A 16,568-nucleotide genomic window follows, 5' to 3' on the forward strand; every position below is an offset into this window, starting at 1 on the left:
CGACGACATGCTCGAAGGACTGAACGCGCTAATGAGCGATCCCGCCGCCTGGGTGGCGCTCGCGACGATCGTGACGATGGAAGTCGTGCTCGGCATCGACAACCTGATCTTCATCTCGGTGCTCAGCAACAAGCTGCCCGAGGAGCACCGGGTGAAGGCCCGGCGCATCGGCATCGGCCTCGCGCTCGTGCTGCGGCTGCTGCTGCTCGCGTCGATCGCGTGGATCGTGCAGCTGACCCAGCCGGTGTTCGAAGCCTTCGGCCACGGCTTTTCCTGGCGCGACCTGACGCTGGTGGCCGGCGGCCTGTTCCTCGTCTGGAAGGCGACGAAGGAGATTCACCACACGATCGACCCGCGTCCGAATGACGACCTGTTCGACACGCGCACGGTCGGCATCGGCTTTGCCGCCGCGATCGGGCAGATCATCCTGCTCGATCTCGTCTTCTCGATCGACAGCATCATCACGGCGGTCGGCATGACCGACAATATCGCGATCATGGTGATCGCGGTGGTCGTCGCCGTCAGCGTGATGCTGTTCGCCGCCACGCCGCTGGCGGATTTCATCGAGCGCAACCCGACCGTGGTGATGCTCGCGCTCAGCTTCCTGATGCTGATCGGCACGACGCTGATCGCCGAAGGGTTCGGCGCGCATGTGCCCAAGGGCTATGTCTATGCGGCGATGGCCTTTTCCGCCGCGGTCGAGGCGCTCAACATCCTCGCCCGGCGGCGGCGGGAGGCGGCGTCCGCCCCGGCGGCCTGATCCGGCGGCCTGATCCGGCAGGGCCGCGCCACACCCGTCGCGGCGCGGCCCGCTATATCACGGCTCAGCCCGGATAGGGGTTGGCCTTGAGCAGGGCGGCCAGATGGGCGGCGTTGGCCGCCACCATCTTCGCGGTCTTGTCGACCATCTCCGGCGTCCGTTTCAGGTCCTTGAAGTCGGTGGAGCCCATGGCTTCGCCGACCCAATAGCAGGCGGCGACGGCCGGAATGGTCCAGCCGACATCGTTGAGCGCCTGAAACAGCTGCGCCGAGGAACAATGCGCGCCGTCCTCATTGCCGACGATCGCGGCAACGGCGACCTTGCCGTAGCTCGGCATTCGGCCCTGATCGTCCGTCTCGCCCAGAAACGCGTCCATGCGTTCGAGCACGCGCTTGGCGATGCTGCTGATCTGCCCCAGCCAGATCGGGCCGCCGAACAGCAGGATGTCGTGCGCGAGTATCTTCGCACGCAGGCCGGGCCACTGGTCGCCGTCCCCTTCGTCCGACGTCACGCCGGGCCGGATGTCGAGCGCGGACACCCGCACCGTTTCGGTCAGCTCCACATCTTGCGCGGCGAAGGCTTTCTTCAGGACCGCGATCATCGCGTCGGTCGAGGACGCCTCACCGCCTTCCGGCTTGAGCGTGCAGTTGAGTGCAAGTGCCTTGAGACCCATTTCGCCTCTCCTTCCTGACCGGCGTTCGCGCTTCGCGGAACAAACGCCCGGACGGGGAAAGGGTTCTCACAGCGACGCCGCCTCGGCCTTCAGCAACTCGGTCAGCCAATGGAGGCCCGCATCGTTGCGGCGCAATCTATGCCATTGCATGAATTCCCGGATCTCCGGCCCCCTGATCGGCAGCGGGTGGGCGCGGATCGGGTGGAGGGCCGAGAATATCTCCGCATGGCGGCGATGCAGCGTGGCGATCCGGTTGGTGCCGACGACCGCGCCGGGCAAGGCGGCGAAGCTGGGCACGCGGACCGCGACATGGCGCTTCACCCCGGTCGCGTCGAAATGCAGTTCGGTGACGGTCGGCATCTGCTCCTGCCCGAACACCGCCACCGCATGACTGGCGCTCAGGAACTGCCCCGCATCGATGCCATCGGCAAAAGCGCCCCTGTTCCAGCAGATCACCGCGTCCTCGTCCGAAAAGAGCAGCTGGTGGGGATGGTCCTCGAACGCGTAATCCGCGACCGTGATCATCACGTCGATATCGCCGTCCTGAAATTGCCGCGTGCGTTGCGGGCCGGGCGGGCTGATGTCGAAGGCGACATGCGGCGACAGCGCCTCGGCCCTGGCGAGCACGCGGGACAGCAGCACGTCGAACGCATAGTCGGAGGCGACGATGCGGAACCGGCGGCGGGATTGCGCGGCGTCATATTCATCCGAAGGGGTGATGCGGAACCGGACGATGTTCAGCATCTCCTTGATCGCGGGCGCCAGCTCCCGCGCCTTCGCGGTCGGCACCATCTTGCGGCCGATCTGCACCAGCAGCTCGTCGCCGAAATAATCCCGCAGCCGCGCCAGCGCCGCGCTGACCGAAGGCTGGCTGAGGTTCAGGCGGCGCGCGGTTTCGGTGACGCTCTGCGTTTCCACCAGCACGTCGAGCGCGGCCAGCAGGTTCAGGTCGAGCCGGTCGAATCGCATTCTGCCTTCCCCTCTAACGCATAGGATTTCCCTATGCGTGGCATTTAATCAATTCATTTTTCTGAATCAACAGAAGCTGCGAGGAACAGGCAACGAAATCGGCACCCTCGCCCCAGGAGGCGAGGGGCACAACGGGGGAGGCAGACCTATGCGGAAGATTCTATTTGCATCGACGGCGCTCTGCGCCGCTCTGGCGGCGGTTGCGGCGCAGGCGCAGGAAGCGCAGGCGGACAGGACCGGAGCCGGGATCGGCGAGATCGTCGTGACGGCCCAGCGCAAGGAGCAGAATCTGCAGGACGTCGGCGTCGCCATCGACGCGGTCGGCGCCGACAGCCTCGCCGCGCGAGGGGTCGTCAACGTCACCGACCTGACCCGCGCGGTCCCGGCGATCGCGATCAACAATGCGGGCGGGCAGGTAACGTCGATCTTCCTGCGCGGCGTCGGCAACATCACCAACAACGCCTATTTCGACGCCGCCATCTCGCCCAATTATGACGGCGTGGTCCTCGGCCGCCCTTCCGGCGCGTTCGCCACCGCCTTCTACGATCTCGCCCGCGTCGAGGTGCTGAAGGGGCCGCAGGGCATCCTCTACGGCCGCAACGCGACCGGCGGCGCGGTCAACATCATCCCCAACCACCCCGCGATCGGCGACCGGTCGGCCGGCTTCTCGCTCTCCTACGGCAATTACGACGCGATCTCGGCCGAGGGCTATCTGAACCTGCCGGTATCGGAAACCAGCGCGCTGCGCGTGTCGGGGGTGCGCCAGCGGCATGACGGCTATAATCGCGACGGCTCGGCGGATCAGGATCGCTACGGCGTGCGCGCGCAATATCTGATCGAACCGGCCGAAGGCTTGAGCGTGCGGATCGCGGGCGATTATACCAGGGTGCAGGGCGTCGGCGCCGGGGACAGCTATCTCGGCAACATCTCCGGCAATGCGCTGATCCCGGCCGGGTTCGACGGCAGCGAGGGGCTGAATACGCCCGCGGCCAACGCCTATCGCCAGACGCTGCTCGGCGCGCCGGGCTTCGGCTTCCTCGCGCCGATGAACGAGCAGCAGTCGATCGGCTATCGCTATTGGGGCGTGCATGCCGAGGCGAAGCTGGAAACCGGCATCGGCGAATTCACGCTGATCCCGGCCTATCGCAAGACGAAGGGCGCATCGGCCTTCTACGGCCCCGGCTTCAACACCGCCCAATTCAGCGAGGAATATGGCCAGTTCAGCACCGAGCTGCGGCTGGCGGGCCGGACCGGCATGATCGAATATGTGCTGGGCGGCTTCTATTTCGACGAGGACATCAGGGGCAACAACAACTTCAATCAGGAATTCGTGCTGCCGCTTCAGGATTACCGCTCCGGCACCAGGAGCTGGGCGGCGTTCGGCCAGCTGACCGCGCATGTCTCCGACCGCTTCCGGCTGATCGGCGGCCTGCGCTATACCGAGGACGAGAAGCGGATGGACGGCGTGCAGACCACGTTCGTCGCCCTGTGCGGCGGGTCGCCGCCCGATACGCCGCCGCGCTCCTTCGCGATCGGCTGCGCGGGCTTCCGCCCTGACGGCATGCCGAACCTGCCGCATTTCCCCAATTTCCTGCAACCGGGCGATGCCCATGCCTGGCTGGCGGCGAGCGGCTACATCCCCGCCAATATTCCCTATGCCGCCGGAACACAGGTCTATCCGGTCATTTCCTACGACCCGGCGACGGGCGATCCCAATGATCGCAGTATCATCCTGAAGACCGAGGCGCCGGTGAACGACACCCGCTCCTTCAGCCGGGTGACGTGGAAAGCCGCCGCCGAATTCGAGGCCGGGCCGAAGAACCTGCTCTACGCCTCGGTGGAGACGGGCTATCGCGCGGGCGGGTTGCAGATCGGCGGGGGCAGCGCGACCTATGAGCCGGAGTTCATCACCGCCTATACGCTGGGGTCGAAGAACCGCTTCCTCGACAACCGGCTGCAAATCAACCTGGAGGCGTTCTACTGGAAATATCGCGACCAGCAGATCACCTATTTCAGCTACAGCGCGATATCCGGCACGGTTTCCAACACGAACGAGAATGTCGGCCGCTCGACGATCAAGGGCTTCGACGTCGACATCATCGCCAAGCCGTTCGCGGGCACCATCCTCTCCGGCAAGGTCCAGTATCTCGACACGCTGTACAAGGGCCTGACCCTGCGGACGCTGGCGCCGCGCGACAATTACAACTGCCCCCGCACCGTCACCAACATCATGACGCCCAGCGGACCGGTGATCGAGTTCGACTGTTCGGGAAGGCCGCTGCTGCAAGCGCCGCAATGGACGGTCAATCTGGGCGTCGAGCAGGTCGTCCCGCTACCGGGCGAGGTCGAGCTGGCCGGCTCGGTCAACACCTCGTGGCGCGACAGCTTCTGGACCAATTTCAACTATCTCGATTTCATGCGGACCCCCGCCTACTGGACCACCAGCGCCACCCTGACGCTGCGGGCGAGCGACGGGAAATGGGCGGTCGGCGCCTTCGTCAGCAATATCGAGGGCGACCGCCATATCGTGCAGGCATCGGCCTCCCCCATCGGCTTCGCCACCGGATCCTTCACGCCGCCCCGGACCTACGGCCTGCGCCTGAGCGCGGGGTTCTGAGCAGCCGGGCGGCCCCTTCCACGGAGACATAATATGCGACTGAAAGGCCTCCATCATGTATGTTTCAAGGTCCGCGATCTGGATGGGCTGGAGGTGTTCGCGGCCGATTTCGGCCTGATCACCGCCGAACGCTCCGCCGACCGGCTGGTGATGCGGACCAGCGGCGGGGACGAATGCGCCTATGTCGCGATCCGGGGGGAGGAGGACGCGTTTCTCGGCCTCGCCTTCGAGGCGGAGGATCGCGCCGCGCTGGACGAGGCCGCCGCCCGGCCCGGCGCGGGGCCGGTGAAGGCGCTGGACCTGCCCGGCGGCGGCGAGGGCGTGGCGCTGACCGATCCCGACGGCAATCAGGTGCTGCTGGTCCACGGCATGAGCCGCCGCGCGGCCGGGGAGCCCTATCCCGAACTGCTGCTCAACACCCCGTTCGAAAAGCGCCGCCTCGGCCGCAACCAGCACGCCCGCGACCGGGGCCCGGCGCGGCTCTGGCGGCTGGGACATGCCGGGCTGTTCGTGAAGGATTTCGCGCAGGTCACCGCCTGGTATGCCGAAAATCTCGGCCTGATCGGCAGCGATATCTATCACATACCGGGTCAGCCGCAGGCGCGGATCGTCGGCTTCTTCCGGCTCGATCGCGGCGAGGAGCATGTCGATCACCACATCCTTGCCTTCATGCAGGACGCGCGCGGCGGATGCCATCACATCTCGTTCGAGGCGCAGGATTTCGAGGCGCAGCAGCGCACCCACCGCTATCTCGGCGCCCGCGCCTATCAGTCGATCTGGGGCGTCGGCCGCCATCCCCATGGCAGCCATGTGTTCGACGTCTGGCGCGCGCCCGACGGCGCGCGGTTCGAGACCTTCTCCGACACCGACCTGTTCCGCGCATCGGACGGCACCAACGTCCACGACATTTCGACCGTGGTGATGGACGAATGGTCCGACGACACGCCGGAACGCTATTTCGCCTGACCCAATCCCACTCTTCCTCAGGAGGCATATATGACGGAATTCAACGCGGCCACCGGCCTTGCTTCGGGATCGTTCGGGATCGGAACCTACGCCGTCCCCGGCGAAGCGCCCTTTCCCGGCATCGTCCTGCCCGACGGCACGGTGCTGGACCTGTCGGACCGCTGGCGCGATACCCATGCGATATTCGACGATTGGGACCGCAGCTTCGACGCACTGGTCGATATCGCGGCGAAGCGCGCGGGGCGGCAGCTCGACTTTCCGGCGCTGCGCGCGCTGCCCTGCGTCGCGCACCCGAATATGCTGTTCACCGGATCGAACTATCGCCAGCACGTCGCCGAGATGATGACGCACAACCGCTTCAACCAGCACAACCGCAAGCCAGGCGAGAGCGACGAGGATTTCTTCCAGCGCAATTATGCGGAGATCGACCGCCGCGCACGCGAAGGCATGCCCTATTTCTGGACCAGCCTGCATTCGGCGCTGGCGGGCGCCAATGACGACATTCCGCTGCCGCTGGTCGGCGAGCATCCCGACTGGGAGCTGGAGCTGGGCGTGATCGTCGGCAAGACCGGCCGCTATGTCCGGCCGGAGGAAGCGGGCGATCTGATCGCGGGCTATGTGATGGTCAACGACCTCGGCACGGTGGACGAGTTCCGGCGGACCGACGTGCGCTTCATGTATGACTGGGTCAGCAAGCACCAGCCCAATTTCAAGCCGCTCGGCCCGTTCATCGTGCCCAGGCAGTTCGTCGATTTCTCGCGCATCCGCATCGAGCTGAAGCTCAACGGGCAGGTGATGCAGGACTGGCCGGTGACCGACATGATCTTCTCGCCGGAGCAGATCCTGTCCTACGCGTCCGAGCGCATCCGCCTGTTGCCCGGCGACCTGCTGAGCACCGGCTCGCCGCCGGGCAACGGGGCATTCCACGGCAACCGCTGGCTGAAGCCGGGGGACGTGATCGAGAGCGAGCTGACGTTCCTCGGCCGCCAGCGCAACCATGTCGTCGCCGAGGAAACCCACGGGCGCGGCTGGAACTGGGGCCCCTTCCCGGTGGACGAGACGGCCTGACATGGCGGGGCATGGGCATGAACAGGGGCATGAACAGGGGCAGGGGCGCTGCTGCGGGCCGGATCGCGAGACGATCGCGGTCCGGCAACGGGGCGCGCATCTGGTGGTGGACATCCACGCACACCTCCATGTCGCGGCCGCGGAAGCCCGGTTGCGCGAGGCGGCGCCGGATGCGCCGCGCGGGCTGCCCTTTTCCTGCCCGGCCTCCGATGCCGTCAACGCGCGCATGTTCCAGACGATCGGCGCGAAGCTGAACGGGGTCGAGGAACGGCTGGCCGACATGGACCGGCTGGGCGTCGACGTGCAGGCGATCAGCCCCAACCCCGCCCAATATTGTTATTCCACCCCGCCCGAACTGGGCCGCGAGCTTGCCCGCCTCGTCAATGACGGCATCGCCGGGGCGGTGGCGCGAGCGCCCGACCGGCTGGTCGGCATCGGCACCGTGCCGTTGCAGGATTGCGGCATGGCGATCGCCGAGATGCGCCGATGCATCGCCGACCATGGCATGCGGGGAATCGAGATCGGCACCAATATCGGCGAGCGAGAGCTGGCCGATCCCGAATTCCGCTCCTTCTTTCAGGCGGCGGAGGAACTGGGGGTGCTGCTGCTGCTCCATCCGCTCGGCTTCACGCAGGGGCAGCGCCTGAGCGAGCATTATCTCAACAACCTCATCGGCAACCCGCTCGAATCGACCGTCGCGCTCAGCCATCTGATCTTCGGCGGCGTGCTGGAGGATCATCCCGGTCTCAAGCTGTGCGTGGTGCATGGCGGCGGCTATCTGCCCGGCTATTGGGGCCGGATGGATCATGCGTGGCGCGCGCGGGAGGATTGCCGCCAGCACATATCGCGCCCGCCCTCCTCCTATCTGCGCCGGCTCTGGTTCGACACGCTGGTGTTCGACCGCGCGCAGCTCGACGCGCTGGTGCGCAGCCATGGCGCGGACCGGCTCTGCCTGGGCAGCGACTATCCGTTCGACATGGCCGAGCCCGATCCGGTCGGCTTCCTGGGCGGGTTGGCGGAGGAGGATCGCTCCGCCATTCTCGGCCGCAACGCCGCCGCGCTGCTGGGCCTCGCCCCCGTTGCGCCGCCCGACCGGCCTTAACCCGACATCCCTGTTTCAGGAGAAGAAACATGTATCCGTTCACCACCCAGACCGGCATCGTGCGCAACCGGTGGTATATCGCGGCCTTTTCGAGCGAGATTTCGCGCGACCCCATCGAACGCACGCTGCTCGGCAAACCGGTCGCGCTCTATCGCAAGGAGAATGGCGAGCCGGTGGCGATGTACGGGCTTTGCCCGCACCGCTATTATCCGCTGGCGCTGGGCAAGCTGCGCGGCGATGCGATCGTCTGCGGCTATCACGGCTTCGTCTTCGACGCGGACGGCAAATGCATCGAGGTCCCTTCTCAGGGCACCGGCGCCGGATTCCGCCAGCCGACCTGGCCGATCGTCGAGCGCGGGCCGCTGTGCTGGATCTGGATGGGCGACAGGGACCGCTGTGACCCGGCGCTGATCCCGCCCTATGAGGATTTCGGGCTGGACCGGCCCGGCTGGCGCTACAGCTCGCCCAATTATTTCCACCTGCGCGGGCGGGCGCAGCTGCTCATCGACAATCTGATGGACCTGACCCACCTGCCCTATGTGCATCATCATATCGGCGGCGGCGAGGCGATGAAGAACCCGCGCCTCGTCGAGGAGGAGCGCGCGGCGGGCTATCGCGTGTCCCGCACGGGCAAGGTGCCCTTCACCCCGTTCCACGAACATCTGTTCGGGGCGGCGGCGCGGTTCGAGGGGCTGTCGGACTTCCTGTCGCTGACCGATTATTACGGGCCGGAGCTGATCCGCACCAGCCTGCCGGTCACGCTGGCGATCGACGGGCGGGACGAGGTGCCCGCCGCGCTCGGCGCGCTCTACATATTGCACGGCATCACGCCGGAAACCGAGACGACCACCCATTATTTCGGCTTTTCCACCCGCAACTTCCGGCTCGACAGCGAGGAGCTGGACGCGTTTCAATATCGGTCGGACTGCACCATCCGGCAGCAGGATGTCGACGCGATCGAGGCGGTGGAGCGGCGGCTGGACGCGGCCACCGCCGCGCAACGCGAGCTGCTGGTGCGCGCCGACGGCCCTGCGGTGAAGGTGCGGCGGCTCATTCAGGCGCTGCTCGATGCGGAGCGGGCGCCGGAACCGGCCGCCGCTATGGGCTGACCGCGCTGTCGGGCTTCAGGCCGTCGGGCTTCAGATAGCGGCTGTACAGCCAGCCGATGCCGATGAGGCTGAAGCCGAGGGCGAGGAACGAGGCGATCCGGAGCAGCCCTTCCAGACCGGAGGCGTCGATGAGGAACACCTTCCCCACCGCGAGCAGCATCAGCAGCAGCGACGCGATGCGCCAGTCGCGCAGCCCCTGCCTTATGCCCCAGAGCAGGAAGCCGATCGCGATGGAGATGGCGAGGACCGACCAGCCGATATTCTCCGCCGGGCCGATGGCCGTGCCGGTGAGCAGGGTGCCGGAGAAAAGCTGGCGCAGGCTCGCATAGGCGAAGAGCAGGATCACCGCCATCCACAGCAGATCGCGGGGACGGCGGAAGCGCGCGGCCTGTTCGGGCGCGATCCGTTCGGCCAGCACCGGCGCGGCGAAGGCGATGCCGAAGGCGGGCAGCAGCAGGTTCGCGACCGGCAGCGGACCGACCGCCTGCGCGCTCCACAGCGGATCGTGCAGCAGCAGCGTATAGACCAGATTATGCGCCAGCCCCGCGCCGATCAGCGCGAGCGCGGCGGGACGCTGGCCCAGTGCGCGCCACAGCAGCACGCCCGCGCCGATGAGCGCGGCCTGCCACAGCGTGCGCTCCGCCAGACCGAGCCGGACGAACGCGTCCATGTCGGCGATGGCGAATATCTGCTTGTAGAGGATATGCACGCCGATCGCCGCGAGCGTGCCGATCTGCGCCATGGCGAGCATCCAGCCGGGGCGCGGCAGGCCATCCCGCAGCCGCCAGACCGTGACGCCCGCGATCAGCGCGGGGACGAGCAGATGCTGGAGCATCGGGCGCAGCGCGGGCAGGGCCGAGGCGAGCATCGGCTCGCCGTAGAGCGAAACGAGCGCGGGGTGCAGCCAGAGCATGAAGGGCGACATCGCCCAGAGCGCGGCCAGCCCGGCGGCGGTGGCCAGTGCGGGCACGAGCAGGCGCCCGCCCTGCCGCCGCATCACTTCGGCAAGGGCGAGCATGGTGAGGGCCGAGGCGATCGCCAGCCAGGGCGCGGGGAGGATCTGCGCGGCAAGGCCGTAGCCGAGCAGCACCGCGACCAGCTGAAGCGCCACGCCCGCGCGCGCGCCCAGATGGCGCCACGCCAGCAGCGCGGCGGCGAGCGTCGCCATGCCCCATCGCGCGACCGCCTGCGCCGGATGGGCGTGCGGCTCCGTCGCGACGAGCCGGGCAAGCTCGGTATCGGTGGCGCCGGTCGCGAACAGCGCGGCCACGGCCATGGCAAGGAAGCCCTGCGCGCCGCGCGGCAGCCAGCGGTCCTCCGCCTTGACGGCGATGCCGAGCAGTACGGCCGACACGATCGCGATGCCGACCGGCAGGCTCCAGCCCGGCAGGCCCATCAGCGCGGCGATGACGACCAGCAGCCCCGCCGTCGACGCCAGCAGCGCGAAGCGGATATCCTGATGGCGGCGCGCATCGTTCCAGCCCAGCGCCGCACCCAGCGCGGGCAGCAGCGCGAAGCCGCCCGCCAGCAGCGCGAAGGCCCCGTCCTGCCCCGGCGCGCCGTCATAAAATTGCCAGTGGCACACGCCATAGCCCGCGACCGCGATGGCGGCGATCGACCCGGCTTCCAGCAGGCTGCCCTCCGTCCGCCACAGGCGCCAGAGCGCGGATCCGCCATAGAGCAGCACGATCCCGGCGATGACGATTCGGAACAGCGCGGGGTCCGGGTCCGGCCAGATGCCCGCCAGCGCGAGCGCGGCGAGCAGCGGAACCGCCATCCCCTGCCGTAGCGCGGGCGTCCGGCCGGTCAGCCAGATGAAGGCGACCGACAGCAGCCCATAGAGGCCCCAGCTGAGCGGTGCGAAATCGCCGGTGGCGACCAATAGCGCCAATTGGAGCGCGGCGACCACCGCCGCCCCGATCCTCAGCGCGACGCTGTGCCGCTCGCCCGCCGCCAGCACCGGCAGGCCGATGCCGAGCAGCAGCACCAGCAGGCCCACGGCAAGCATCGAGAGGGAAACGAGATTGCCCATCAGGATCATCAGCAGGCTCCACCCCGCGCCGCCGATCAGCGCGCCGAGGCCGAGCCATATCCACCGCTGGCTGCGCGAAAGCAGCGTCAGGCCGCCGACGACGACGGCGATATAGCCCGCCAGCAGCGGCACATTGGGCTCGCCTGCCTGGATCACCGCAGGCGTCGCGAGGCCGCCGACCAGGCCGAGAACGGCGCTCGGCGCGCCGAAACGCAGCGCCAGCCCCATGGCGAGCGCGGTGATCGCGGCAAGCGCGGCGAAGGCCGTCCCCGGCCCGATCAGGCCGTAGAGATTGGCCGCCGCCAGCGTCGCGGCATAGAGGCTGCCCAGCCCCGCGCCCGCAAGCGACTGGCTGATCCGCGCGTCCTGCACCAGCTCGGCGCGCCTGCGCGCCAGCTCCGCCCCGGCGATGAGGCCGCCGCCGAACAGCAGGCCGAGCACGATCCGCACCGGCGGCGAGAGCAGCCCTGCGTCGATCGAATATTTGACCAGCAGCACCGCCGCGACCAGCAGCGTGATGCCGCCCGCCCAGATCGGCAGCTTGCGGCCGAACAGATCCTCGAAGCTGATGGACGGCCGCATGGCCTGCCAGCGCGGCGCGGGTTGCGGCGGGGCGACGGCTTCGCCGCGGTCCGTTTCGGTAACGACCGGCGCGGCTTCGGCGAGAGGCTCGACCGCCGGGCGCGCACCCTCCTGCGCCTGCGCCGCCGGGAAGGGTTGCGGTTGCTGCGGCTGGGGTTCCGGTTCCGGCGCCTGCCATGGGGAGGGCCTTGCCGGGGGCGCTTCGGCCGGGGGCTCCGCGATCGCGGCGGCGCGCCACATCAAGCCCTCGTCCGCCAGTTCGGCCTCGCGCACCTTTCGCTCCAGCGCCGCGAGCCGCTTGCGCGCATCCATCAGCAGCACGGCCAGAACCACCATGCCCAGGAACCATAAGGCCGTCATCCAGCGCCTCTCGCTTGCCGTCGATGCATCGCAGCTAGCCTAAAATTGAACGCTGTGCAATTAAAATTGGACGCTGTTCAATTTCCATATTAGAAACGGGGCCCATGGGCAGGCGATCCGATCACAGCAGGGCAGAACTGGAAGCGCTGATCCTCGATGCGGGGCAGGCGCTGATGGCGGAGGTCGGCCTCGCCCGCTTTTCCGCGCGGGAAGTGGCCAAGCGCATCGGCTATTCGGTCGGCACGATCATGCACATGTTCGGCGGCATCGACCCGCTGGTGATGGCGATCAACAGCCGCACCTTCCTGCTGTGGGCGGACTGGCTGGAACACCGCCTCTCCGGCCTGCGGGGACAGGAGCGGATCGAGGCGCTGGTGCGCGGCTATTTCGAGTTCGCCGAAGGGCATCCCAATCTCTGGGCGGCGATCTACGCGCATCGCCTGCCGGAGGGCACGGGCCTGCCCGAACCGCTCGCCGACCAGCGCGCGCGCCTCACCGCCATCGTGACACGCGAGGTTTCCGCGATCCTGGCCGAGGAGAGGCAGGAGGACGCGCCCAGCCTTGCGCGGTCCCTCGTCGCGACGGTGCACGGCCATTGCAGCTTCGCGCTGGGCGGCAGCTTCGCCCTGCTGGGCGAGACGGAGCCGCTCGCCCTCGCGCTGCGGAGGGTCGACGAGATATTGCGCGCCAACGGCGCGGCGCTCGCGGAATTCTAGGGCATGATCCCCTTCAACTGAAGCGGATCATGCTCTGATTATCTTTTGTTTCCGCCTTTTCCGAGTCGTCAGATGTGTCCACCTGACTTGAAAATGCTCTAGCGGGCGCGATAGAAGCGGATTTTCACCGCCGGCCCGGAGGGCAGCTTCACCGGCTCCAGCGTGCCGATGAAGGCCGACTTGCCGAGCCAGTCATATTTGCCGACCGGAACCTCGAACACCGGCGTCGTCCGCGCCGGGACCAGGGCGCCATCGGCGGAGCGGCACAGCACGCCCGAATTGACGACGTTGATGACCACGCCGTCATCGGTGCGCAGCATGTAATCGGCCTTGATCTGCGTGCACCCGTCGGGCCGCCGCAACTGCCAGTCCCACCCGCCGGGGATGATCGTGCCCCTGATGCCCGGCCCTTCGCCCGGCCCTTCGAAGGTACCGCCGGTGATCGGCACGATGTTGCGCTCCCCCAGCGCGGTCCTGCCGACCGGAATATCCGCCGCCAGCGTCACGATTTCCTCAAAGGCGAATTCCAGCACCGGCGCGGGCGCGGCGGGCGGCGAAGCGGCCTGTTGCGCATGGACGGGGCAGGCCGCCGCCATGATCGCGGCGGCACCGGCGAGCGTGCGGGGGAATAGGGTCTTCATCTGTGATCGCTCCTGCGGATGGGTTCCGTCATATCAGCCTGCCCCGCGCCGCGCCGCAAGCGGGTCGATGGCCTTTTTGTCCCACCGCCATGATTTTCCGCGCGCATCGACGGTGCTTTTCCTATAAGGGATTGCACAACAATAACGAATGTTACTATTTGTCGCCACAAAACAGAATGGAGATCGGAAAACAGTGCGGACAATCTCTCTCGCATGCGCCGGTGCCGCGCTCGGCGCCTCGCTTTTCTTCGGCACCAGCGCCTTTGCCGCGGGCGATGCGGCGCAGGGGGCGAAGCTCTATGCGCAGTGCCGCGCCTGCCACACCGTCAATCGCGGCGGCGCCAACACGCTCGGCCCCAATTTGTTCGGCATCGTTGGCAGCAAGTCCGCCCTCAAAAAGGGCTATAAATATTCGTCCGCGCTCACCAAGGCGAACATCGTCTGGACCCCGGCCCGGCTCGACGCCTGGCTCAAGCGCCCGGCCGCGATGGTGCCCGGCACCAAGATGGCCTTTGCCGGAATGGCGAACCCGCAGGCGCGCGCCAACGTGATCGCCTATCTGGCCCAGCTGAAATAAGCTCTCTCAAGGCGTGATGATCTGGCGGATGGCCTTCCCTTCCGCCAGCCCGTTCCCCGCACCCCGCCCCATCAGCCAGAGCGCCATTGCATGCGGCGCGAGGATGCGGCAGGATTCGCGGCGAACAGAGGGGCCTTTCATGAAGCATATTCCCTGGATCATCCTCGCCATCATCGGCGCGGTCGCGCTTTCCGTCACCGCCACCGTGCGGGGCGAGCAGATCAACGCGCTGTGGATCGTCGTCGCGGCGCTCTGCACCTTCCTCGTCGCCTATCGCTATTATGCGCTGTTCATCGCGCGGCGGGTGATGCGGCTCGACCCGGCGCGGCCCACGCCCGCCCTCTATCGCGCCGACGGCCTCGATTATGTCGCGACCGACCGGCGGGTGCTCTTCGGCCATCATTTCGCGGCGATCGCGGGCGCGGGGCCGCTGGTGGGGCCGGTGCTGGCCGCGCAGATGGGCTATCTGCCCGGAACCCTCTGGATCATCGCGGGCGTGGTGCTGGCGGGCGCAGTGCAGGATTTCATGGTGCTGTTCGTCTCGATGCGCCGCGACGGACGCTCGCTGGGCGAGCTGGTGCGCATGGAAATGGGCCCGGTCGCGGGCACCATCGCGCTGGTCGGCACCTTCATGATCATGGTCATCATCCTCGCGGTGCTGGCGCTGATCGTGGTGAAGGCGCTGGCCGAAAGCCCGTGGGGCATGTTCACCGTCGCCGCGACGGTGCCGCTCGCCATGGTCATGGGCGTCTATACGCGCTGGATACGCCCCGGCCGGATCGGCGAGGTGTCGATCCTCGGCTTCGTCGGACTGATCCTCGCCATCATCTTCGGCCAGAATGTCGCGGCCTCGCCTTTCTGGGGACCGGTGTTCACCTTCACCCCGGTGCAGCTGTGCTGGCTGCTGATCGGCTATGGCGCGATCGCCTCGGTACTGCCGGTGTGGCTGCTGCTGGCGCCGCGCGACTATCTCTCGACCTTTCTCAAGATCGGCGCGATCGTCGCGCTGGCGGTCGGCATCTTCATCATGGCGCCGCCGCTCCGGATGCCCGCGCTGACCCAGTTCGTCGGCGGCGGCGGGCCGGTGTGGTCGGGCGCGCTGTTCCCGTTCCTCTTCATCACCATCGCCTGCGGCGCGGTGTCGGGCTTCCACGCGCTCATTTCCAGCGGCACCACGCCCAAGCTGATCGCCAGCGAGGGCGACGCGCCGTTCATCGGCTATGGCGGCATGCTGATGGAGGCGTTCGTCGCGATCATGGCGCTGGTCGGCGCGTCTATCCTCGACCCCGGCATCTATTTCGCGATGAACAGCCCGGCCGCCGTGCTCGGCGCGACGCCGGAAAGCGCCTCGGCCGCCGTCACCGCGATGGGCTTTCCCGTCTCCGCCGACATCCTCGTGCAGACGGCGAAGGATGTGGGCGAGCACAGCATCATCTCCCGCACCGGCGGCGCGCCGACGCTGGCGGTGGCGATGGCGGAAATCTTCAGCCATGTCGTCGGCGGCCCGGCGATGAAGGCCTTCTGGTATCATTTCGCGATCCTGTTCGAGGCGCTGTTCATCCTGACGGCGGTGGACGCAGGCACGCGCGCCGGGCGGTTCATGCTGCAGGACCTGATCGGCCTCGCCGTGCCGTCCTTCCGCGCGCATAGTTCGCTCGCGCCGGGGATGATCGCGACGGCGCTGTGCGTCGCGGCCTGGGGCTTCTTCCTCTATCAGGGCGTCACCGATCCGCTGGGCGGCGTCAACACGCTGTGGCCGGTGTTCGGCATCTCCAACCAGATGCTCGCCGCCGTGGCGCTGATGCTCTCGACGGTGGTGCTGTTCCGCATGAAGCGCGACCGCTTCGCCTGGGTGACGGCGGTGCCGACCGTCTGGCTGCTGGTCTGCACGCTGACCGCCGGAACGCTCAAGCTGGTCTCCGCCGATCCGAAGGTGGGCTTCCTCGCCCATGCGTCGATCTTCTCCGAAGCGGCGGCGCGGGGCGAGGTGCTGGCGCCCGCCAAGTCGATGGCGGAGATGCGGGCTATCATCTTCAACGACCGGGTGGATGCGGCGCTGTGCGCGATCTTCCTGTTCGTCGTGCTGTCGCTGCTGCTCTTCACCATCCGCACCTGCATTGCCGCGCGCCGGGTGAACGCGCCCACCGCGCACGAGATCACGCCCGACATGGTGCCCGCCGAATGAGGGCGCTGCTGGAACGGATGCGCGAGATGGCGCTGCTGATGGTCGGCCAGCCGAGCTACGACGCCTATCTGCGCCACATGGCCCAGCGCCACCCCGACCGACCGCCGATGAGCCGCGTCGAATTCTTCCGCAACCGGGAGCAGGCGCGCTATGGCGGCGGCGGAGGGCGCTGTTGCTAGCATATCCCGGAACCCCGTCCTCACCAGAAAGG

15 protein-coding genes are annotated in these 16,568 nt (G+C 67.7%); 10 read left to right on the top strand and 5 right to left on the bottom strand.

Features of this window, described 5'->3' with window-relative positions:
• Positions 1-7 precede the first annotated feature (7 nt).
• Complete coding sequence (locus tag GGR43_RS00585; RefSeq protein ID WP_188070004.1) at positions 8-760, top strand: TerC family protein; 753 nt, start codon at positions 8-10, stop codon at positions 758-760.
• Between the two features lie 64 nt (positions 761-824).
• Here the strand turns inward: GGR43_RS00585 and GGR43_RS00590 are convergent, their stop codons facing one another.
• Positions 825-1,433, bottom strand: coding sequence for a flavodoxin family protein (locus GGR43_RS00590; RefSeq protein WP_188070005.1), 609 nt, complete (start codon positions 1,431-1,433; stop codon positions 825-827).
• 66 nt (positions 1,434-1,499) lie between these two features.
• Entirely contained in the window at positions 1,500-2,402 is a 903-nt protein-coding gene (locus GGR43_RS00595; protein ID WP_188070006.1) for a LysR family transcriptional regulator, read from the bottom strand.
• 148 nt (positions 2,403-2,550) lie between these two features.
• Between GGR43_RS00595 and GGR43_RS00600 the strand changes: the two genes are divergently transcribed.
• From GGR43_RS00600 to GGR43_RS00620, 5 genes are read left to right on the top strand one after another with little or no spacing between them, the layout of a single operon-like run.
• Entirely contained in the window at positions 2,551-5,019 is a 2,469-nt protein-coding gene (locus GGR43_RS00600) for a TonB-dependent receptor (protein ID WP_188070007.1), read from the top strand.
• Between the two features lie 33 nt (positions 5,020-5,052).
• Positions 5,053-5,985, top strand: a complete 933-nt coding sequence (locus GGR43_RS00605; protein WP_188070008.1) for a VOC family protein — start codon at positions 5,053-5,055, stop codon at positions 5,983-5,985.
• 30 nt (positions 5,986-6,015) lie between these two features.
• Positions 6,016-7,053 carry a fumarylacetoacetate hydrolase family protein gene (locus tag GGR43_RS00610; protein ID WP_188070009.1) on the top strand — a complete coding sequence of 346 codons (1,038 nt, stop codon included), beginning with the start codon at positions 6,016-6,018 and terminating at the stop codon, positions 7,051-7,053.
• A gap of 1 nt (position 7,054) precedes the next feature.
• The gene (locus tag GGR43_RS00615; protein ID WP_188070010.1) at positions 7,055-8,155 is read left to right on the top strand and encodes an amidohydrolase family protein; all 1,101 of its coding nucleotides are present in this window, start codon (positions 7,055-7,057) and stop codon (positions 8,153-8,155) included.
• A 29-nt stretch (positions 8,156-8,184) separates the two neighbouring features.
• Entirely contained in the window at positions 8,185-9,264 is a 1,080-nt protein-coding gene (locus GGR43_RS00620) for an aromatic ring-hydroxylating oxygenase subunit alpha (protein WP_188070011.1), read from the top strand.
• Here GGR43_RS00620 and GGR43_RS00625 read toward each other — a convergent pair.
• Positions 9,254-12,238 (bottom strand): DUF2339 domain-containing protein, encoded by a 2,985-nt coding sequence (locus tag GGR43_RS00625; protein ID WP_188070012.1) that lies wholly within the window; start codon positions 12,236-12,238, stop codon positions 9,254-9,256. The two genes, GGR43_RS00620 and GGR43_RS00625, sit on opposite strands and share 11 nt — an antisense overlap.
• Positions 12,239-12,342: 104 nt before the next feature.
• Between GGR43_RS00625 and GGR43_RS00630 the strand changes: the two genes are divergently transcribed.
• Positions 12,343-12,954: a TetR/AcrR family transcriptional regulator gene (locus tag GGR43_RS00630; protein ID WP_188070013.1), complete on the top strand. Its 612-nt coding sequence runs from the start codon at positions 12,343-12,345 to the stop codon at positions 12,952-12,954.
• A 98-nt stretch (positions 12,955-13,052) separates the two neighbouring features.
• On the opposite strand, the gene GGR43_RS00635 is transcribed toward GGR43_RS00630, so the two are convergent.
• A complete protein-coding gene (locus GGR43_RS00635; protein WP_188070014.1) occupies positions 13,053-13,595 on the bottom strand; it encodes a DUF3237 domain-containing protein in 543 nt (180 codons plus the stop codon).
• Positions 13,596-13,788: 193 nt separating this feature from the next.
• Here GGR43_RS00635 and GGR43_RS00640 point away from each other — a divergent pair, with 193 nt between their 5' ends.
• Positions 13,789-14,172 carry a c-type cytochrome gene (locus GGR43_RS00640; RefSeq protein ID WP_284278679.1) on the top strand — a complete coding sequence of 128 codons (384 nt, stop codon included), beginning with the start codon at positions 13,789-13,791 and terminating at the stop codon, positions 14,170-14,172.
• Between the two features lie 6 nt (positions 14,173-14,178).
• On the opposite strand, the gene GGR43_RS23700 is transcribed toward GGR43_RS00640, so the two are convergent.
• A complete protein-coding gene (locus GGR43_RS23700) occupies positions 14,179-14,313 on the bottom strand; it encodes a hypothetical protein (protein ID WP_281392388.1) in 135 nt (44 codons plus the stop codon).
• Here GGR43_RS23700 and GGR43_RS00645 point away from each other — a divergent pair.
• The gene (locus tag GGR43_RS00645) at positions 14,312-16,357 is read left to right on the top strand and encodes a carbon starvation CstA family protein (RefSeq protein WP_188070016.1); all 2,046 of its coding nucleotides are present in this window, start codon (positions 14,312-14,314) and stop codon (positions 16,355-16,357) included. The genes GGR43_RS23700 and GGR43_RS00645 overlap by 2 nt on opposite strands.
• Positions 16,354-16,536 (top strand): YbdD/YjiX family protein, encoded by a 183-nt coding sequence (locus GGR43_RS00650; protein WP_188070017.1) that lies wholly within the window; start codon positions 16,354-16,356, stop codon positions 16,534-16,536. Before GGR43_RS00645 ends, GGR43_RS00650 begins: the two co-directional genes overlap by 4 nt.
• Positions 16,537-16,568: the final 32 nt, after the last annotated feature.

The sequence above is a fragment of the Sphingobium jiangsuense genome, from assembly GCF_014196495.1.
Classification (GTDB): Bacteria; Pseudomonadota; Alphaproteobacteria; order Sphingomonadales; family Sphingomonadaceae; genus Sphingobium; species Sphingobium jiangsuense.